This is a genomic window from Yersinia fenwicki, assembly GCF_043099325.1.
GTDB lineage: Bacteria > Pseudomonadota > Gammaproteobacteria > Enterobacterales > Enterobacteriaceae > Yersinia.
On sequence record NZ_CP170755.1, the window covers coordinates 56,394 to 75,304 of the forward strand.

An 18,911-nucleotide genomic window follows, 5' to 3' on the forward strand; every position below is an offset into this window, starting at 1 on the left:
TGGAAGCACTCAGATAGGATCTATAGTCAGAGTGCATTAGGAGGGTTATTTTGCCGTCAATATAACTTTATGGCAACAATTACCCTTCGTCCTGATGGGGTTCATTTACTTTGGGTATCAGTCAAATTTACGTTATTGTTTGCAGCCTGATTATTGGTGACATAAATAGATAAGCGTTTTTATAAATGACGGCGATAGAGAGTATGCATGACCAATAAGATAGGCTGGATTGATAATCTGCGGGCTGTTGCCTGCATTATGGTGGTCATGATCCATGCTACCACCTATTACGTCACCAGCGGGGCGCAAGTAGGGGAAGCGAACTGGGACATCGCCAATTTGCTGAATTCGGCTTCTCGGGCCTGTGTACCCTTGTTCTTTATGATCTCCGGTTATCTGTTTTTTGGAGAAAAAAGCGCACAGCAAAAGCATTTTACCCGCATCGGGCTATGCCTGTTGTTTTACAGCGTGATAGCACTTATCTATATTTCTACCCTGACCCCGATCAATGGTTTGGCGTCGCTAAAAAACATCCTACAAAAACCCGTGTTTTATCATTTGTGGTTTTTCTACGCCATTATTGTGATTTACCTGGTCTCACCGCTGATTAACGTCAAACCGGTATCAGGCCGCTATCTGGCGGTCGTTATTTTGCTGTTGGCGGTGGTGGCCAACCCGCAGACCAGTAAATATTCAATCGGTGGTTTTCAATTACTGCCGATAAATCTCTATATCTACGGCGATACTTTCTATTACTTGCTGTATGCGCTACTGGGGCGAGCGATTGGCATGCTTGAGACGCGAGGGCGAGCTATCAGTTGGGGCGCGGCATTATTGTTTATAATAAGCGTGATATTTATTGCCATCTCAACGGAGAAACAGACGCGAATTAATGGCAGCTTTGCCGATACCTTCTATATGTACTGCGGCCCCTTGGTTTTTGTTGCGGCGGTATCACTGCTGGTATGGTTTAAAAACTGCTTGAATCAGCCCATTGCCTGGTTGAGTTGGCTGGCCGGACATTCGCTGGCTATTTATGGTTTCCATGCACTGATTATTCATTTCATCCGCACCCATCATTATGATTTTACTGACTATCCGGTGCTGGATGTTTTCTATGTCTTTGCCTTAGCACTGGCGTTAAGCACTTTATTGTCGATGGGGTTGCAACGCCTTGATCGGCGGCGATTAGTCAGTTAATGATTGCGTGCCTGCGCTGTTGTGCGCGCCGAAGCTGACGGCCGGAGGAAAATCCGGCTGCCAGTGCGGCTTTCTCCAGATTAAATCCTTCCTGCAGGCGGACTTCGGCAACCGCGACCCGCAATTGTTCATGATATTCACGCACGCTGATCCCCACATGTTCACGGAATAATCGGGTTAAATGACGACTGCTGACATGCGCTTTATGCGCCACCTGAAGCAGTGACCACTCCGCTTGTGGTTCTGCTGACATCACGTCCTGCGCCCGATGTACCGCCGGGTGGAGGTGGTTACGATAACGTAGCCAGGGTGAAAGTTGCGGGTCATCACCTGAGCGGCGAAAATACACCACCATTTCGCGCGCCACCTCCAGTGCAGTTTGCGGGCTGCAATAACGGCTGATCAGATGCAAAGAGAGATCAATACCGGCGGTAATCCCGGCGCTGGTATACACTCCACGATCTTCAACGAAAATACGGTTTTCTTTAGTTTGGGCCGCCGGCGCTTGCTGGCGTAACCGTTCAAGCACATGGTGATGAGTTGTGCATTGATAGCCATCCAACAGCCCAGCTTGAGCCGCCAATAATGCTCCAGAACAGACACAAACCAATATCGTTTTTTGCTGCGTAATGGCGACTTTCTCTTGCTGCAGCCATCGGCGGGCTATTGCGGCTGCTTCTGTCGCAAAATAGTGACGTGAATCGCTCACCCCCGGAACTACCAGCAAGCTACCTTCCGGTAAGCTATCAGGTAGCGCCTGCAATTGGCCTAACATCATATCGGTGGAGGACATTACCTCGGGTAATGGACTGATATAACAAAGGTTAAATGACCCCGCTAGCCGTAACGTTTCGGCTGGGCCAGTTAAATCCAGCGACAGCACGCCGGGCAGCAAGAGAAAATAGACATTTCGTTGCATGGTTAATCCACAGTTATCGTCAGATAACGATTCATATAAGCCGGAATATCCGGAGTATGCTGTAGCAAAGTATCAACAAAAGCATCGCGCTCAAAGCCCATTACCTGTAAATCCCAAACGCAGAAGGATTCATCACGCGCTGCGCGCCAAATTCCCTGTTCCTGCACCCAGACTTTCACCCGCAATTCGTTTTCGTTATCCCACCAACCAACAATCAGGTAATTCAATGTTTTTCCCTGATGTTCAATCATAAAACCAACTCCGGGGCGATCCACTGTTTCAGCATCATAGGGTAACCACTGGCTGGCGAGTTGATAAGCAGGGACGGCACTCTGCGCCTGTGAATAACGAATCACATAGTGTTTCAACTGCCAGCGGTTAAGATTTTTGATACCCGCAGGTGTGATAGTCCGAGGAAGATAAGGCTGTGGCTGCCAATTGACGGCTTTTTGAGTAGCCGCTACTGATGATGGTGAATCCAGTGCTGTCAGTACTTGCGCGACGGTATGGATAGTCGCAAACCGATCGACGAGCACCGTCTCCGTACGTAATTTCAATTCCTCACTGCTCAGGACGATGCCATTAGGCTGGGTCATTGGAAAGGTCAGCGTAGCTTCCGTGACGAAAGTGACTTGATAGCCTAGGTCCGACGCCACGCGTGCGGTGGTTTCACAGCATTGCTCGGTACGCATACCGGCAATAATCAGGTGGTTTATTTGACGCTCCATCAGCCATTGATCTAGCCCTGAATCAGTTAGTGCATTATGCACTCGCTTTTGCACTGTCACATCTGCGTGATGCGAAACCAATGACATGGGCTTCACATAGCCAGAAGCCAGCGAAAACGGGCCTTCCGGCGCGACGTGGAATACATCTACCAGTGCTACTCCGCGCTGTTTACAACCCGCAATGAGTTGGTTCAGTGCCGTAGAGAAGGCAGGGAGATCCTGTTGTTGCCAAAAAGATTTATGTTCGAATGATTGTTGGACATCAATTATCAGTAATGCGCTGTTAGTCATATCCGGCCCTCTGCCGTTTGGGTAGAGTTCCATCATCTGCGGGTTTTGAGCTAAGTGGAATGCCAAATCCAGCCATCATAGGGAGCAAAAGGGACCAGATTTTTTACGACCGCCCGTTCAGTAAGTTAAAAAATTAATGGCCAGATAGGCTCATTAAAACAGTTTATTGGCCGAAAACAGTGAGTAAGGAAAACCGTTATTCACGGTATGACAATCAATGGGAATGGAATAAGTCATGGTAAACCTTAATAACGTTATTCTGATACGAGCAAACCAACAGCGAAATAATGCTCTGGTAGGAACTGCTTTATTGTTTGTCACGATGATAAGTGAGGCGTCAATATCTCTGGATAGAACGCGGATTATTTTCAATAGTGCCGATACGTCAGCCAATGTGATTTTGCAAAATAAAAGCGAGGTATTGCCTTACTTAGCAGAATCTTGGTTAGAAAATGCCGCTGGGCAGAAAGTTGATAGCCCCTTGTCTGTTTTGCCTGCGATACAGCGAATTGATGTGGGTCAGAAAAGCCAGGTGAGAATTATTTCACTGCCAGGTATCAAGCAATTAGCCGCTGATCGTGAAACTTTATTCTATTTTAATGTGCGGGAAATTCCTCCGAAAAGTGAAATAACCGCAGCAGTGCAAATCGCCATCCAAAATAAAATAAAGTTATTTTATCGGCCAGCGGCGATTAAAGCGGATTATAAGACTGTCTGGCAGGAGAAGTTACAGATTAGGCAGCAAGGAGAAGAGCTTAAAATTCATAATCCTACGCCGTATTACGTTACATTAGGGCATTTAAATCAGGATAGTCGCGGTAATTTTCCCGGTTTTGACAGTGTCATGATTGCGCCATTCGGTACTGAGTCTGTCAAGACTCCCGGATATAAAGGTAGCGACTATAGTCTCGGCTATATGGATGATTTTGGTCAGATGATCATTCGCAGCGTTAACTGCTCGATAGGTCATTGCCGCATTCAGGCTGTGGAAAAGAAAATATAATTTCCACAGCCTGTTCTGCTAGCTATGTGCTTATAGCTTGCACTTTATCTTACTCACATTCACATAATGGCAGTAATTGCTGATAGAGCTTTTTAAAGATAACGCGTCGAGCCGCGTAATATTGATGGCGTTGTGTATTAGGTAAATGAGTTTGTTCCAGTGGTAATGCAGGCAGTAATTCGGCTAACGGGACATCCGGATTGAGCGCAATTTGGGCCAGTCGGGCCGCGCCGAGTGCGGGGCCGACATCACCGCCTGTTCGATATTCCAAAGTCTGGCCGCTGATATCTGCTAGCATTTGCCGCCAATAAGGGCTGCGAGCGCCGCCACCAATTAACGTGACTGATGTGGGCTGTAAACCACTAGCATGCAGGGCATCCATTCCGTCAGCTAAAGCAAATCCTACTCCTTCCAATACCGCACGAGCTAAATCTGCCCGGCCGTGTTGGTGGGTAAATCCCCAAAAAGCTCCTTTAGCATTGGGGTTATTGTGGGGGGTTCGTTCGCCAGAAAGATAGGGTAGGAACCACACAGGAGTGGCGGCTGGTGGTGTATTTTCCACTTCATTAATCAGCGCAGGAACACTCTCGTTACCGGTGAGTTGGCATGCCCAATCAAGGCAGGATGCGGCGCTCAGCATCACTGACATGAGGTGCCAAGTATTGGGTAAAGCATGGCAAAAACTGTGTACGGCGCTGGCCGGGTTACTCAGAAAACCATCACTGACGGCAAAATAGACCCCGGATGTCCCCAGCGATAACATTGCTTGCCCGGTTTGATACAAGCCCACCCCGATGGCACCGGCGGCATTATCCCCCCCGCCAGCCACTACCGGAACAGGGTTGATGCCCCAGCGTCGCGCAATCTCGGTACTGACATGGCCGGTAATCTGGCTGCCTTCGAAGAGGGCGGGCATATGCTGGCGATTTAGGCCGCAGGCCGCCAACATCTCATCGCTCCAGTCGCGCTTTGCCACATCGAGCCACATTGTTCCGGCAGCATCTGACATATCACTGGCAAAGTCATCGCTGATCAGAAAACGGAGATAATCTTTGGGTAACAATACTTTATCGATGCGATTGAAAATCTCTGGTTCATGTTCTGCCAGCCATTTCAGCTTTGGTGCAGTAAAACCCGGCATCATCAGATTGCCGGTAATCTGGCGGGATTCGGGTACCGCTTTTTCCAGCGCTTGGCACTGGGCAAAGCTGCGGCCATCATTCCATAAAATGGCTGGGCGCAGCACCTTGTGCTGTTTATCCAGCAAAGTAGCGCCGTGCATTTGGCCCGTCAATCCCAGTGCTTTTACCTGTGTTAAATCATGGTCTGCGGCTAAAGCCCGCATAGCTTGATCAGTGGCTTGCCACCAGTCGGCGGGGCTTTGCTCAGACCATAAAGGGTGTGGGCGGGAAACAGATAATGCTGCACCTTGGCTGGCAATAACTTGCCCGTTTTCGGCCAGGAGAATGGCTTTAACGCCGGAGGTGCCCAGATCGATGCCAAGGTACATATGTATTCCTCATATTTATCGTTCAGAGAGTGAAGGGTTGACCGTGCCTAGAGGCGCTTCAGTGGCTTACGCACTTGTATTTGAAACTAAGAGCGACCCCAACGGCACGTTTCCCCTTCATTTGGCTTTGTCTGCGGCGTCGAGGTTTATCAGCCGAAGATATAGCGGTTAACCCTATTTTCCAGCAATTCTTGATGCCCGCTTTGGTGATGTGGGTTTAGATTATGTTGCTCGGCATAGGAGGCTAAATCTTCCAGCGACATTTTGCCTTTTAGGATTTGTTGCCCCAAATCGGTATTCCAACCGGCATAACGTTCAGCAACTTGCTTATCTAATTGACCATCTTCAATCATTTTTGCTGCAATCTTCAGTGCTAAAGCCATGGTGTCCATCGCCCCAATATGGCCATAGAACAGGTCATATTTATCTGTGCTTTGGCGGCGTACTTTGGCATCAAAATTCAGCCCACCGGTAGTAAAGCCTCCGGCTTTAAGGATTTCAAACATCACCAGCGCATTTTCTTCCACACTGTTCGGGAACTGATCAGTATCCCAACCTAATTGCGGATCACCACGGTTAGCATCCACCGAACCGAAAATACCTAATGCAATCGCACTGGCAATCTCATGATGGAAAGAGTGTCCAGCCAAAGTGGCATGGTTAGCTTCAATGTTAACTTTAATCTCTTTTTCTAGTCCAAACTGCTTGAGGAAGCCATAAACTGTAGCAACATCATAATCATACTGATGCTTAGTCGGTTCTTGGGGTTTTGGTTCGATCAACAATGTGCCCTGGAAGCCAATCTTGTGTTTATGTTCGACCACCATTTGCATAAAACGACCAATTTGCTCACGTTCTTGCCGTAAGTCTGTATTTAACAGTGTTTCATAGCCTTCGCGTCCGCCCCACAACACATAGTTTTCTCCACCGAGTTTTTGGGTGGCATTCATGGCGGTAAAGACTTGGGTCGCCGCCCAGCTAAAAACTTCTGGATTTGGATTGGTCGCCGCACCAGCACCGTAGCGCGGGTGGGTGAAGCAGTTGGCGGTGCCCCATAATAATTTTACGCCGCTACTTTCTTGCTTCTCAGCTAATACATCAGTCATGGCAGCAAAATTGTTTAAATATTCTTTTAATGATGCGCCTTCTGGAGAAACATCCACATCGTGGAAGCAGTAATAAGGCACATTCAGTTTATGGAAGAATTCAAAAGCCACATCAGCTTTACGTTTTGCCAAAGCCAATGCATCTCCCGATTGTTGCCAGGGGCGCTCAAAGGCATTGCTACCAAACATATCCGCCCCGCCCCAGCAGAAAGTATGCCAGTAGCAGGCAGCGAACCTTAGGTGATCGGCCATTCGCTTACCAAGGATAATTTCATCCGGATTGTAGTGATGAAATGCCAGTGGATTAGTGCTCTGGCTGCCTTCGTAACGCACTTGTTCTAATTTATCAAAATAAGATGACATGCAATACTCCTTGGAAGCTGACCCGCATTATCGGGCTGGTGAGCTTTTATCTTCGGAGTTGTTTGTTATTCTCTCAATTACGTTATTTCACACTTAAATTCAGAGAATTATTAATTGTGGTGTAGATCTCATAAATACCCAATTAATTATAAATAATCACTGGTATTCATTGTCTGGATAACATCTCTTACTGGAATTATGCATTTTCCAGGAAAGAAAACATGATCGTTATCATAAAATTAACATTAAACCAAAAAACATAATTGGCGGACGAAAATCTGTAATTGCCGATGTGAAAATAAGCGACAACAATCCCTATTGCAGTTGATGTTTACCGTTTCTCTTACCCTGCTTGCACAATAAGAAAGGTACCGAAAGATGAAATTTAAGAACATTTTACTCTCCGCATGTGCCGCTCTGGTCATGTTTAGCCAGCCCGGATTCAGTAAAGAAATTAAAATTGGTATGGCAATAGACGATCTTCGTCTTGAACGTTGGCAGAAAGACCGCGATATTTTTGTTAACAAGGCGGAGTCTCTTGGCGCTAAAGTATTTGTTCAATCAGCGAATGGCAATGAAGAAACTCAAATGTCGCAGATTGAGAATATGATTAACCGTGGTGTCGATGTTTTGGTTATTATTCCTTATAACGGGCAAGTATTAAGTAATGTCATCGCCGAAGCAAAACGGGAAGGAATAAAAGTATTAGCTTATGACCGTATGATAAATAATGCTGATATTGACTTTTATATCTCTTTTGATAATGAAAAAGTAGGTGAGTTACAGGCTAAAAGTCTGGTTGAACGAGTGCCACAAGGTAATTATTTCCTGATGGGCGGTTCGCCGGTAGATAATAATGCCAAGCTGTTCCGTCAGGGGCAGATGACAGTTCTTAATCCATTGATAAAAGAGGGGAAAATAAAAGTCGTCGGTGATCAGTGGGTTGATGCTTGGTTACCAGAAAATGCCTTAAAAATCATGGAAAATGCGCTAACAGCTAACAATAACAAAATTGATGCTGTCGTGGCGTCTAATGATGCCACCGCCGGTGGGGCTATTCAGGCGTTAGCTGCACAAGGTTTGGCGGGTAAAGTGGCTATTTCTGGGCAGGATGCTGATTTAGCGGCAATAAAACGTATTGTTGCTGGCACCCAAACTATGACGGTCTATAAGCCAATCAGTAAATTAGCCAACGATGCTGCAGAAATTGCGGTAAGTTTGGGTAAAGGCGAGGAACCAAAAGCAAATAGTAAATTAAATAACGGTATAAAAGATGTTCCTGCTTATTTGTTGACGCCGATTCAGGTAGATAAAAATAATATCGATAGCACAATTATAGCAGATGGATTCCACAAGAAATCGGACATTTACTAATTATTTTTTCGTTGCTGAATATATCAGAAGTCATTGGGGTTGTAGCTAATTATGCTGCAACCTCAGGCATAAAAGATATATGGAGGGAATTATGCCCTACCTGCTAGAAATGAAAGAAATTACCAAGCAGTTCGGTGTCGTCAAGGCGGTAGATAATATCAGCCTGACATTGGAGGCCGGGCAAGTATTATCTTTATGTGGCGAAAATGGCTCTGGAAAGTCCACATTAATGAAAGTGTTATGTGCTATTTACCCCGCAGGCTCCTATCAGGGGGAAATAATCTTCTCAGGTGAAATACTTCAGGCAAAAAATATCCGCGAAACCGAACAAAAAGGCATCGCGATAATTCATCAAGAGTTAGCTTTGGTGAAGCAAATGTCTGTGTTGGAAAATATGTTTCTCGGCTCCGAATGGGGACGTTTTGGCATTATGGATTACGACGCCATGTACCTGCGCTGCCAACGAATGCTTGCACAGGTCAAACTGGTGGTAGACCCTCATACCCCGGTGGGTGAATTGGGGCTTGGGCAGCAGCAATTGGTTGAAATTGCAAAAGCACTGAACAAACAAGTTCGGTTGCTGGTACTGGATGAACCGACCGCTTCTTTAACCGAAAGTGAAACGGCTATTTTGCTGGATATCATCCGTGATCTCCGCAATCACGGCATTGCCTGCATCTATATCTCGCACAAATTGAATGAAGTGAAAGCGATATCAGATCATATTTGTGTGATCCGCGATGGCCGCCATATCGGTACTCGCTCTGCGGCGACCATGAGTGAAGATGACATTATCGCCATGATGGTGGGCCGTGAACTGAAAGAACTCTATCCATACGAAGCTCACCACATTGGTGAGGAAATTCTGCGGGTGAAAAATATTTGTGCCTGGCACCCGGTAAACCGCCATATTCGGCGAGTTGATGATGTCTCTTTCTCTTTAAAACGCGGAGAGATATTAGGTGTTGCCGGGCTAGTGGGGTCTGGACGAACAGAAACGGTGCAATGTTTATTCGGTGTTTATCCTGGTCGCTGGCAAGGCGAGATATTTATTGATGGTAAAGCTGTGACCATCAGTCATTGCCAACAAGCCATGAAACTTGGGATTGCCATGGTGCCAGAAGATCGTAAGAAAGACGGTATCGTACCGGTTATGGGGGTGGGAGCTAATATCACACTGGCTGCACTAGATGACTTCACCGGCTCTTTCAGCATGCTGGATGACGCCAAAGAACAATCAATTATTGTGCAATCACTTGCCCGATTAAAGGTGAAAACCTCTTCTTCTGAGCTGCCCATTGCGCGACTTAGTGGGGGTAATCAGCAAAAAGCCATTCTTGCCAAATGCTTGCTATTGAACCCACGAATTTTGATTCTCGATGAACCGACACGCGGTATCGATATTGGCGCAAAGTACGAAATTTATAAACTTATCAATCAATTAGTCCAGCAAGGGATTGCGGTCATTGTGATTTCCTCTGAACTACCGGAGGTCTTGGGATTAAGTGATCGGGTGCTGGTCATGCATCAAGGGCGCATCAAAGCCGATCTCATTAACCATAATCTGACACAAGAGAAGGTCATGGAAGCCGCACTCAGGAGTGAAACCCATGTCGCAAGCTAATCAAACCGAAGTGAACACACCCGAAAATGGCGATAAAAAGCCATTATTACGACTAAAATCGATTAATTTACAAGTTTTTGTCATGTTGGCGGCGATAGCCGTGATTATGCTGTTTTTCACTTTTACCACCGAAGGGGCGTATCTCAGCGCCAGGAATATCTCAAATCTGCTGCGGCAAACGGCGATCACCGGCATTTTGGCGGTGGGGATGGTGTTTGTCATTATTTCGGCCGAAATTGATTTATCTGTTGGCTCGATGATGGGGTTATTGGGCGGTGCGGCAGCTATTTTTGATGTGTGGCTCGGTTGGCCGCTCCCTCTGACCATTGTAGTTACTCTGGGATTGGGGTTGGTGCTTGGCGCATGGAATGGTTGGTGGGTTGCTTATCGCAAAGTACCTTCTTTTATTGTCACATTGGCAGGGATGTTGGCTTTCCGTGGCATTTTAATTGGTATTACCAACGGCACGACCGTTTCACCCACCAGTAATGCCATGTCGCAGATTGGTCAGAGTTATCTGCCAAACGGCCTTGGTTTTGGCATTGGCGCAATTGGCCTGATGCTATTTGTTGCCTGGCAGTGGCGTCGACGTAGCCATCGTATCCGACTGGGCTTACCTGTTGCCGCGCCCCAAGGTGATGTTACTCGTCAAACTATTACAGCAGTTATCGTTCTTGGTGCCATCTATTTACTGAATGATTATCGGGGCGTCCCTACTCCAGTATTGATTCTCACGGCATTGATGTTGGCGGGTATTTTTATGGCCACCCGCACCGCATTTGGCCGCCGGATCTATGCTATTGGCGGCAATATCGATGCCGCGCGCTTGTCTGGGGTGAATGTGGAGCGCACCAAACTGGCGGTATTTGCTATCAACGGGTTGATGGTCGCAATGGCGGGTCTGATTCTCAGTTCACGTCTGGGTGCAGGCTCACCTTCAGCTGGTAATATTGCCGAACTGGATGCGATTGCCGCTTGTGTCATTGGTGGCACCAGCTTGGCGGGTGGGATCGGGAGTGTGGCGGGGGCAGTTATGGGGGCATTTATCATGGCTTCTCTCGACAATGGGATGAGCATGCTAGATGTGCCGACATTCTGGCAGTACATTGTCAAAGGTGCAATTTTGCTGTTGGCAGTGTGGATGGATTCTGCAACCAAACGCTGGGTCTGATCCCATCATCAAAAAGAGATCAATGCCATACTGCATTGATCTCTTTGTCTATCACCCCTCCCACCTATTTCAGGAGCCATTCCCATGTTTGAGAAACGCTACCGGATAACCTTGTTATTTAATGCTAACAAAGTATACGACCGGCAAGTGGTGGAAGGTGTTGGTGAGTATTTGCAGGCCTCACAGTGCGACTGGGATATTTTTATCGAGGAGGATTTTCGCTGCCGCATTGAGAATATCAGGGATTGGTTAGGCGATGGTGTTATTGCTGATTTTGATGATCGGCAGATAGAGCAACTGCTGGCTAATGTTGATGTTCCGATTATCGGTGTGGGGGGATCTTATCATCAGTCAGAGGATTATCCGGCAGTAGATTATATTGCAACGGATAACTCAGCTCTGGTTGAGGCAGCATTTATGCATTTGAAAGAGAAGGGTTTAAACCGTTTTGCTTTTTATGGTTTGCCGGCCAGTAGTGATAAACGCTGGGCGCAGGAGCGAGAGTATGCCTTCCGGCAATTAGTCGCGGCAGAGCAATATCAAGGAGTCGTCTATCAGGGGATGGCCACTGCGCCCGCTAACTGGCAATACACGCAAAATCGGCTGGCGGACTGGGTACAAACGCTGCCACATCAGACCGGAATTATTGCTGTCACTGACGCGCGGGCGCGGCATTTATTGCAAGTGTGCGAGCATCTGGATATTGCGGTACCAGAGAAACTGAGTGTGATTGGTATTGATAATGAAGAACTAACCCGCTATTTATCGCGAGTAGCACTTTCATCGGTGGTGCAGGGGACGCGGCAGATGGGTTATCGCGCGGCTAAGTTATTGCATCAGCGTCTTAATCAGCGTCAGAAACAACAAGAAGCTGCGCCGTTGCAGCGTATTCTGGTGCCTCCGGTGAAAGTGATGGCGCGGCGTTCGACAGATTTTCGCTCATTACGCGATCCGGCCGTGATTCAAGCGATGCACTATATACGTCATCATGCATGCAAGGGGATTAAGGTTGAACAGGTACTAGATGCCGTAGGGATGTCGCGCTCAAATCTGGAAAAGCGCTTCAAAGATGATATTGGACAGACTATTCATGGTGTTATTCATGAAGAGAAGCTCGATAGGGCCCGCAATTTGTTGTCTGCAACTTCATTACCCATCAATGAAATCTCTCAAATGTGTGGTTATCCATCGCTGCAATATTTCTATTCGGTCTTCAAAAAAGGCTATTCAATCACGCCAAAAGAGCATCGTGATAAGTATGGTGAGGTCAGCTATTAGTCGTTTTTAAGCCGCAGATGATGACGTTAGATTCCGTCTGGTGAGGGAATTTATTCATCATGTCTATTGAATGAATAGCGCCATGTAATAAAAACGCTATAATCACCGCCTTACACTCATATCTTCTCTGGAAGATCATCGTCCCCGGTGGGGCGGCTGGACTTCAAATCCAGATGGGGCCGCCAGCGGTCCCTGGCAGGTTCGACTCCTGTGATCTTCCGCCAAAGCTCTTCCGTATCACTCCATAAAAGTCCTAAAAACCCCAATAAAACCAATAGATAGAGTGTCTTGTTGTCCGTGGGCGTCCGAGTTGATCTCTCTAAATCCGTAACAATTGTGTATAGTAAAGGGTATAGAATTACCCTATACCTTTTTGAGCTATACACATGCCACTTTCAGATATCCAGATTCGCCGTGCTAAACCACAAGAAAAAGCCTATACCCTGAGTGATGGGCAAGGGCTATCACTCTTAATTGAAACTAACGGCAGTAAAGGGTGGCGTTTTCGCTATCGTTTTGCTGGTAAAGCCCGATTAATGTCATTAGGGACTTATGACTTGATATCCCTTGCTGAAGCTCGCTCTAAGCGAGATGTGGCACGTAAACAGGTTGCAGATGGAACAGATCCCGCAGAGGTGAAAAAGGCTGAGAAATTGGCGCAGCGGCTTTCATCGGAAAACTCTTTTGAGGCCATTAGCCGCGAGTGGCATAAAGCTAAAGCGGATCGTTGGTCTTTGGGATATAGGGAAGAAATCATGAGTACCTTTGAGGCGGATATATTCCCGTATATTGGTAAACGGCCAATTGCAGAAATCACACCGCTGGAGTTACTTGATGTGCTTCAACGTATCGAAAAGCGCGGGGCGTTAGAAAAAACGCGCAAAGTACGTCAGCGCTGCGGGGAAGTATTTCGTTATGCCATTATTACCGGCCGGGCTGCATATAATCCCGCCCCTGACCTTGCCAGCGCATTAAGTACACCCAAGAAACAGCACTACCCGTTCCTGTCCGCCGAGGAGATGCCATATTTTATTCGTGACCTAGAGGGTTACACCGGCAGCATTATAACCAAGAACGCCGCAAAGATACTGATGTTGACTGGTGTACGAACTAAGGAAATGCGTTTTGCTACTTGGCAGGAAATCGATCTTGAGAGCGGCTTGTGGGAGATTCCAGCAGAACGAATGAAGATGCGTCGCCCTCATATCGTGCCGCTGTCTACACAAGTTATAGCGCTATTTAAACAGCTCTTACCTATCACCGGGCATTACCCCTATATTTTTATTGGACGAAATGACCATAAAAAGCCTATAAGTAAAGAAACAGTCAATCAGGTCATTGAATTACTGGGTTATAAAGGCCGTGCGACGGGTCACGGATTTAGACATACCATGTCAACGATATTGCATGAGCAAGGCTATGATAGTGCATGGATTGAGCTACAATTGGCTCACGTTGATAAGAACAGTATTCGCGGCACTTACAATCATGCGCAGTATCTTGAAAAGCGAAGAGAGATGTTGCAGTGGTATGCTGATTTTATTCAAATAGGTTTGGATATGACGGGACAAATGTGAGCACATTAAAAGGTATTAATGAGTTTGTTACAGTACAGTCCAAAGATTTTAATAGCTGCATTGCAGTGATTGAACATGACCTCACAATACAGGGTATGAAAGCAAACTTGAGATTTCATCATCTTAAGTTTGATGGTAATGGATTACCAATGATAAAAAAATTAGCCGAAACACTCTATGAATATATAATTGATTTTTGTATTTCGTCTAAAAATCGGGATGAGCAACTGACGCCAACACAATCGGCTAGATTAGTAAAACAGGCTCGAGCACTTTTCAGGCATCCCAACATATCTGAAAAAAAAGCCGATAAAACTGGAGAAGCGGGTGAGGCATTACTTTTTTTCCTTATGGAGGCTGTCTTAGGAGCCCCACAAATAGTTGCCAAAATGGAATTAAAAACCAATTCTAATGATGAAGTAAAAGGGTCTGATGGGATTCATGCAAGGTGGGATCCTATAGATAGGATTGTAGACTTTTATTTTGGCGAAGCTAAGTTATACAAAAATATCTCAGCTGCCATTAAGTCGGCCCTAGATAGCATTGATGGTTTCCATGAAAATGAGATGTATAAGCATGAGTTTTCTATGGTGACAAAGCATTTTAAGTACTCAAATAATGAAATAAAAAGTGCAGTTTCTGATCTTATAGCTCTAGGTGAACCGGGTGAGGGTGTGAGAATAAATCATGCATGCTTGATAGGCTATGATTGGAACGGATACATTGATTTATGTAATGTGGACCACTTATTAGAAGATTTTAGGGGGAAATTTGAAAGAGATTTCCCCAGAATAACTGAAATATTAAGAACTAAGTTTTCTGGATTTAAACACAAGCATTTAAAATTTGATGTGTTTTTTATTCCTTTCCCATCAGTATCTGATTTTCGAGATGCTTTTAATAAAGCCTTGGATTAGGGGTGGGCTATGGATTGGGCTAATGAAATTTACAATAGACTTATTATCGAAAGTACGATTAATTTGTTTAATGATAATTTCACAAAAGAATCTTCATGTAAAAGTATTACTACTAATGACATTGATAAACTACTTGGTTATGCATCAATTTTGTCGGTGTCTGATGTAGATGGTGAAATATCAAAAGCATATGAGATTATAAGTAGGTTAATTGAACTTTACGGGAATTCATATGAAAGAATTATACCATTTGCTGATGTTGTTTTATCAAGAATAGGTAACTTTCCCGGTAGAAGTTTAATGAGAGATAGATTATATTCTGGTTCTGAACCTGAGTTGAATATTAATCTATCTTTAGAGCGGATAGCACGGGAAGCTGAAAACACATTGCAAAACGATATTTCATTAACTGATTTTCAATATAATCTTTTTAGTAGCTTGAAGAAACATAATATATTAAGTTTTTCTGCTCCTACATCAGCAGGGAAATCATTCATTCTTGCGTTAAGTCTAGTTGATAGAGTTAAGGATTTTCCTAGTGAATGTATTGTATATATTGTTCCTACGAGAGCGCTTATCTCAGAGGTATCTACCACAATAAGGCATACATTCTACAAGTCGGGAATGAAAGATGTGATTATCAGAACGACTCCGGTTTTAGTAGAAAAAGCAACTATATCTTCAGGGGCGATATACGTACTTACTCAAGAGCGTTTAATTAGTTTATTATCAAATTCCTATAATAACTCTGGGTTTTATATTGATCTACTGATCGTTGATGAAGCTCACGAAATTCAGAAAGGGAAAAGAGGAATTGTATTACAGAATTCTATTGAAATGGTTTTAAGATTGTTCCCTAATGTGTCAATGCTATTTTCAAGTCCTTTAATTAAGAATCCTGAGTATTTTTTATCTTTATTTAAAAGAGATATGACAGGGCATTCATTTGTTGAAAATATATCACCAGTTTCTCAAAATATAATATTGGTTTCAACGGTTAATAGGAAAATAAGCACAGCTAAGATATCCATCTTACATGACGGTAAAGTGATTGATATTGGCAATGTTGATTTAGGGTTTAAGCTTAGAGGAAGTAAGGGAGAGCAGCGAGCAGCATTTTCTAAATATATATGTAAGCAAGATGAATCATTAATAATTTTTTCTAATAAACCATCTGATGCTGAAAATGTAGCAATTGAATTAGCGAATATAAATAAACATGAAATATCAGATGAACTTTGTGAGTTTATTGATTTTATTCATGATGAGATACATAGTTATTATTCACTGATTCATTGCCTACAATCTGGTGTTGCTTATCATTATGGAGATATGCCATCTATAATTAGGTCAGGAATTGAGAGGCTTTTTAAATCGGGAGATATAAAGTTTATCGTATGTACCAGTACCTTGTTACAAGGAGTAAATCTTCCAGCTAAACACATTGTGGTCGAAGACCCACATAGTGGTGATGAGCCAATGATGAGGGCTGACTTTCTTAACTTATCTGGGCGAGCAGGACGACTATTAAAAGAGTTTCATGGGAATATCTGGTGCATAAAACCAGATAGTTGGGAAGATGATTCTTACCAAGGAGAAAAACTGCAAGAGATATCATCTTCAATGTCAAATGTAATGCATGATGGTGGCGGTATTATTCTCAATTTAATTGAAGATATTGAATTAAACGATAAAGAAAAAGATCTTGCTGAAGTTGCCTTTGCTAAGTTATATCATGAAATTAAAGATGATGAAAAATTTAATACCTACCTTACATCTGAGTATGAGAATTCTGATAGTCATGAAATATTTGAGTATAATTATGATTATATCAGGAGGTTAAAAATAACAGTACCAAATGATATCTTGTTGTTGCATAGAACAATAAGACCTGAATATTTACAGTCATTATATGATTTCTTTTTAAATGAAAATGATTTGATTAGCTACTCTTTGTATTCACCATATTATAAAGGTGGTAAGTCTAGGATAGATCAAGCTATCGCTATAATTAGAGATGTATTCTCTTGGGATATAAGTGACAGATACTCAAGATGGATCAGTATGTTATCTTATAAGTGGATGACCGGAAAATCCATGTCAAGTATCATAAAATATGAAGTTGATAGAGAGATAATCATAAACTACTCAGATGATGGTTTCATCGAAGAGATAGCTAAAAAAAGAAAAGTAACTAAAATTATAAGGAAGTTACTTAACTCTTTAGAAAAACAAGTTAGATATAATCTAGTTAAATATATGGAAGTGTATCAAGATATATTAAAACTTGTTATGAGAGAACGAGGGATGGAAAGTGAAGCTTTAAAAGTAGAAAGCATAAGTGCATATTTAGAATTTGGTTCCTGTAATGTAGATGTATTGAATTTAATGTCTCTTGGCCTATCTAGATCGACGGCACTTATGATTTATAAAAAAAAGAAGCCTGGTGGGTTGAAAACTCCAGAAGAATACATGGATTTTCTTAAAAATATAGATTTGGACAAAATAAATATACCTTCTTTTTGTAGAAGAGAGATTGGTGACATTGTTGGTATTTAATACGTGTTTAGCGTCTCGCGCGCAATGGTCCCCCGCCTACGCGCTCTGACTTTATCATGCACTTTTCATGCATGACATAGAGAGCCTACAAGCCCTTGTGGTGCGGTGTTTCAGGTGTTTTGATGCCGGGGCGTTGCATGCAAAATCATGCACTATATGCATGCAGTGCTCATTTTGGCAGGCTAGCCAGAGAAAAAGCCCTTAAACGGCAAGGTCGAAGTGGTGAGAGTCAGAGAAAAGTCCCCGCCTTGAGAGGTTACAGGCGGAGTGGGGTTATTAATGAATTCGTGCGTTAGAACCGTAGCGATTTAATATTTTTCGTTCTGGTAGAATAACCTCTGGTATTATTTCAGGCTCTTTAATCGGAGGTCGAGTAATAATCCTGTCAACACTCTCAACTGATTTAAAGGTGCAAGAGCATTCTATATTTTGGCACTGATAATAGGCCTCTTTTGTCTGCTCTGATAAATATCGACTAGAGCGCGTATGAGATGCATGTTTACATACCGGACAACGCATCATAATTATTGCTCCCCGGCTGGATTGAGTTTTTTCCTTTTTGCCATAATTGCTTCAGCTAGCCGTGTTCGTGTTATCGGGCTATTGTTCAAATCAGAATCTACATAACCCGGTTGTGGCCGCTCTAAGGTCAGTTCTGCCAGTATGGTCTCTTTTGCCATATTTAAGGGATACAGGGCGGCGGCTACAATAGCTGCATCAATAAGCATACTCAGCGCGCGCGCCGGTGATTCATTACCGTAGACATCGTTAACGGCCATTTTAATTTTTACTGCCCGCATGAGTTCTGGTGACAAGGTGTGCAATGCAGCGGCTATTTCTATGTCTGCGTAAGCCATTAGGGCTTCGCGATGTGTATCTTTATAGGGTTTTGCTGACGCGCACAGTTTTAGCAGAGTGCTATTTTTATCCAGCTCGAGTTCTTCAATCAGATGGCCGAATTCCTGTGCCAACTCCCGCTGTGAAATCCGGCGGATATGTTCGGTTTGTAGCTCATCCGTCATTTCACCGCGCAGGCTGCGAAACAGTTTACGCCAAGTGCCGTCGGCCTGCTGGCTTTGGGTTTCGGCGTCGCGCTGCTTTTGCTGACTGCGGGCAATGGAGGACATAATTTCTTCATAGGTTTCTTCATTCTTTAGGTGTTGCGCTTTCGCCGCTTTGAAGCTTTCAAGGGCGGGTGTAATTGGGTGTGGGGTTGTTTGGCTCATCTAGTTATAACTCCGTGTCAGTCAAGGTGGAGTCATTTTGCAAGCTCTCACACAACGTCTCAATC

At 44.3% G+C, this 18,911-nt stretch carries 15 protein-coding genes and 1 tRNA gene; 10 read left to right on the forward strand and 6 right to left on the reverse strand.

The window, feature by feature from the left end:
• Positions 1-207 precede the first annotated feature (207 nt).
• The gene (locus ACF3VQ_RS00250; protein ID WP_392432942.1) at positions 208-1,200 is read left to right on the forward strand and encodes an acyltransferase; all 993 of its coding nucleotides are present in this window, start codon (positions 208-210) and stop codon (positions 1,198-1,200) included.
• Here ACF3VQ_RS00250 and ACF3VQ_RS00255 read toward each other — a convergent pair.
• Positions 1,193-2,119: a GlxA family transcriptional regulator gene (locus ACF3VQ_RS00255; RefSeq protein WP_392432943.1), complete on the reverse strand. Its 927-nt coding sequence runs from the start codon at positions 2,117-2,119 to the stop codon at positions 1,193-1,195. The genes ACF3VQ_RS00250 and ACF3VQ_RS00255 overlap by 8 nt on opposite strands.
• A 2-nt stretch (positions 2,120-2,121) precedes the next feature.
• Positions 2,122-3,138: an isochorismatase family protein gene (locus tag ACF3VQ_RS00260; RefSeq protein ID WP_392432944.1), complete on the reverse strand. Its 1,017-nt coding sequence runs from the start codon at positions 3,136-3,138 to the stop codon at positions 2,122-2,124.
• 235 nt (positions 3,139-3,373) lie between these two features.
• Between ACF3VQ_RS00260 and ACF3VQ_RS00265 the strand changes: the two genes are divergently transcribed.
• Positions 3,374-4,141 carry a molecular chaperone gene (locus tag ACF3VQ_RS00265; RefSeq protein ID WP_392432945.1) on the forward strand — a complete coding sequence of 256 codons (768 nt, stop codon included), beginning with the start codon at positions 3,374-3,376 and terminating at the stop codon, positions 4,139-4,141.
• A gap of 49 nt (positions 4,142-4,190) precedes the next feature.
• Here ACF3VQ_RS00265 and xylB read toward each other — a convergent pair whose 3' ends face one another.
• Together xylB and xylA are read right to left on the reverse strand one after the other, a co-directional pair.
• Complete coding sequence (gene xylB, locus ACF3VQ_RS00270) at positions 4,191-5,651, reverse strand: xylulokinase (protein ID WP_392432946.1); 1,461 nt, start codon at positions 5,649-5,651, stop codon at positions 4,191-4,193.
• A 149-nt stretch (positions 5,652-5,800) separates the two neighbouring features.
• Positions 5,801-7,120, reverse strand: a complete 1,320-nt coding sequence (gene xylA, locus ACF3VQ_RS00275) for a xylose isomerase (RefSeq protein WP_392432947.1) — start codon at positions 7,118-7,120, stop codon at positions 5,801-5,803.
• 378 nt (positions 7,121-7,498) lie between these two features.
• Here xylA and xylF point away from each other — a divergent pair, with 378 nt between their 5' ends.
• The 8 genes from xylF (at position 7,499) to ACF3VQ_RS00315 (ending at position 17,620) form a co-directional block, all read left to right on the forward strand.
• Positions 7,499-8,494, forward strand: coding sequence for a D-xylose ABC transporter substrate-binding protein (gene xylF / locus ACF3VQ_RS00280; protein ID WP_392432948.1), 996 nt, complete (start codon positions 7,499-7,501; stop codon positions 8,492-8,494).
• Between the two features lie 91 nt (positions 8,495-8,585).
• Positions 8,586-10,118, forward strand: coding sequence for a xylose ABC transporter ATP-binding protein (locus tag ACF3VQ_RS00285; protein WP_392432949.1), 1,533 nt, complete (start codon positions 8,586-8,588; stop codon positions 10,116-10,118).
• Positions 10,105-11,289, forward strand: a complete 1,185-nt coding sequence (gene xylH, locus ACF3VQ_RS00290; RefSeq protein ID WP_392432950.1) for a xylose ABC transporter permease XylH — start codon at positions 10,105-10,107, stop codon at positions 11,287-11,289. Before ACF3VQ_RS00285 ends, xylH begins: the two co-directional genes overlap by 14 nt.
• Positions 11,290-11,373: 84 nt before the next feature.
• Entirely contained in the window at positions 11,374-12,567 is a 1,194-nt protein-coding gene (gene xylR / locus ACF3VQ_RS00295; RefSeq protein WP_019084157.1) for a D-xylose utilization transcriptional activator XylR, read from the forward strand.
• Between the two features lie 129 nt (positions 12,568-12,696).
• Positions 12,697-12,791: transfer RNA gene (locus tag ACF3VQ_RS00300), tRNA-Sec, on the forward strand.
• 162 nt (positions 12,792-12,953) lie between these two features.
• Positions 12,954-14,144, forward strand: coding sequence for a tyrosine-type recombinase/integrase (locus ACF3VQ_RS00305; RefSeq protein WP_392432951.1), 1,191 nt, complete (start codon positions 12,954-12,956; stop codon positions 14,142-14,144).
• The gene (locus ACF3VQ_RS00310) at positions 14,141-15,061 is read left to right on the forward strand and encodes a DUF1837 domain-containing protein (protein ID WP_061112026.1); all 921 of its coding nucleotides are present in this window, start codon (positions 14,141-14,143) and stop codon (positions 15,059-15,061) included. Before ACF3VQ_RS00305 ends, ACF3VQ_RS00310 begins: the two co-directional genes overlap by 4 nt.
• 9 nt (positions 15,062-15,070) lie before the next feature.
• Positions 15,071-17,620 carry a DEAD/DEAH box helicase gene (locus tag ACF3VQ_RS00315; RefSeq protein ID WP_392432952.1) on the forward strand — a complete coding sequence of 850 codons (2,550 nt, stop codon included), beginning with the start codon at positions 15,071-15,073 and terminating at the stop codon, positions 17,618-17,620.
• Between the two features lie 276 nt (positions 17,621-17,896).
• Here ACF3VQ_RS00315 and ACF3VQ_RS00320 read toward each other — a convergent pair whose 3' ends face one another.
• Both ACF3VQ_RS00320 and ACF3VQ_RS00325 read right to left on the reverse strand, forming a co-directional pair.
• Positions 17,897-18,142, reverse strand: a complete 246-nt coding sequence (locus ACF3VQ_RS00320) for an ogr/Delta-like zinc finger family protein (RefSeq protein ID WP_145512779.1) — start codon at positions 18,140-18,142, stop codon at positions 17,897-17,899.
• A 2-nt stretch (positions 18,143-18,144) separates the two neighbouring features.
• Positions 18,145-18,846 (reverse strand): aldehyde dehydrogenase, encoded by a 702-nt coding sequence (locus ACF3VQ_RS00325; RefSeq protein ID WP_246108425.1) that lies wholly within the window; start codon positions 18,844-18,846, stop codon positions 18,145-18,147.
• Positions 18,847-18,911: the final 65 nt, after the last annotated feature.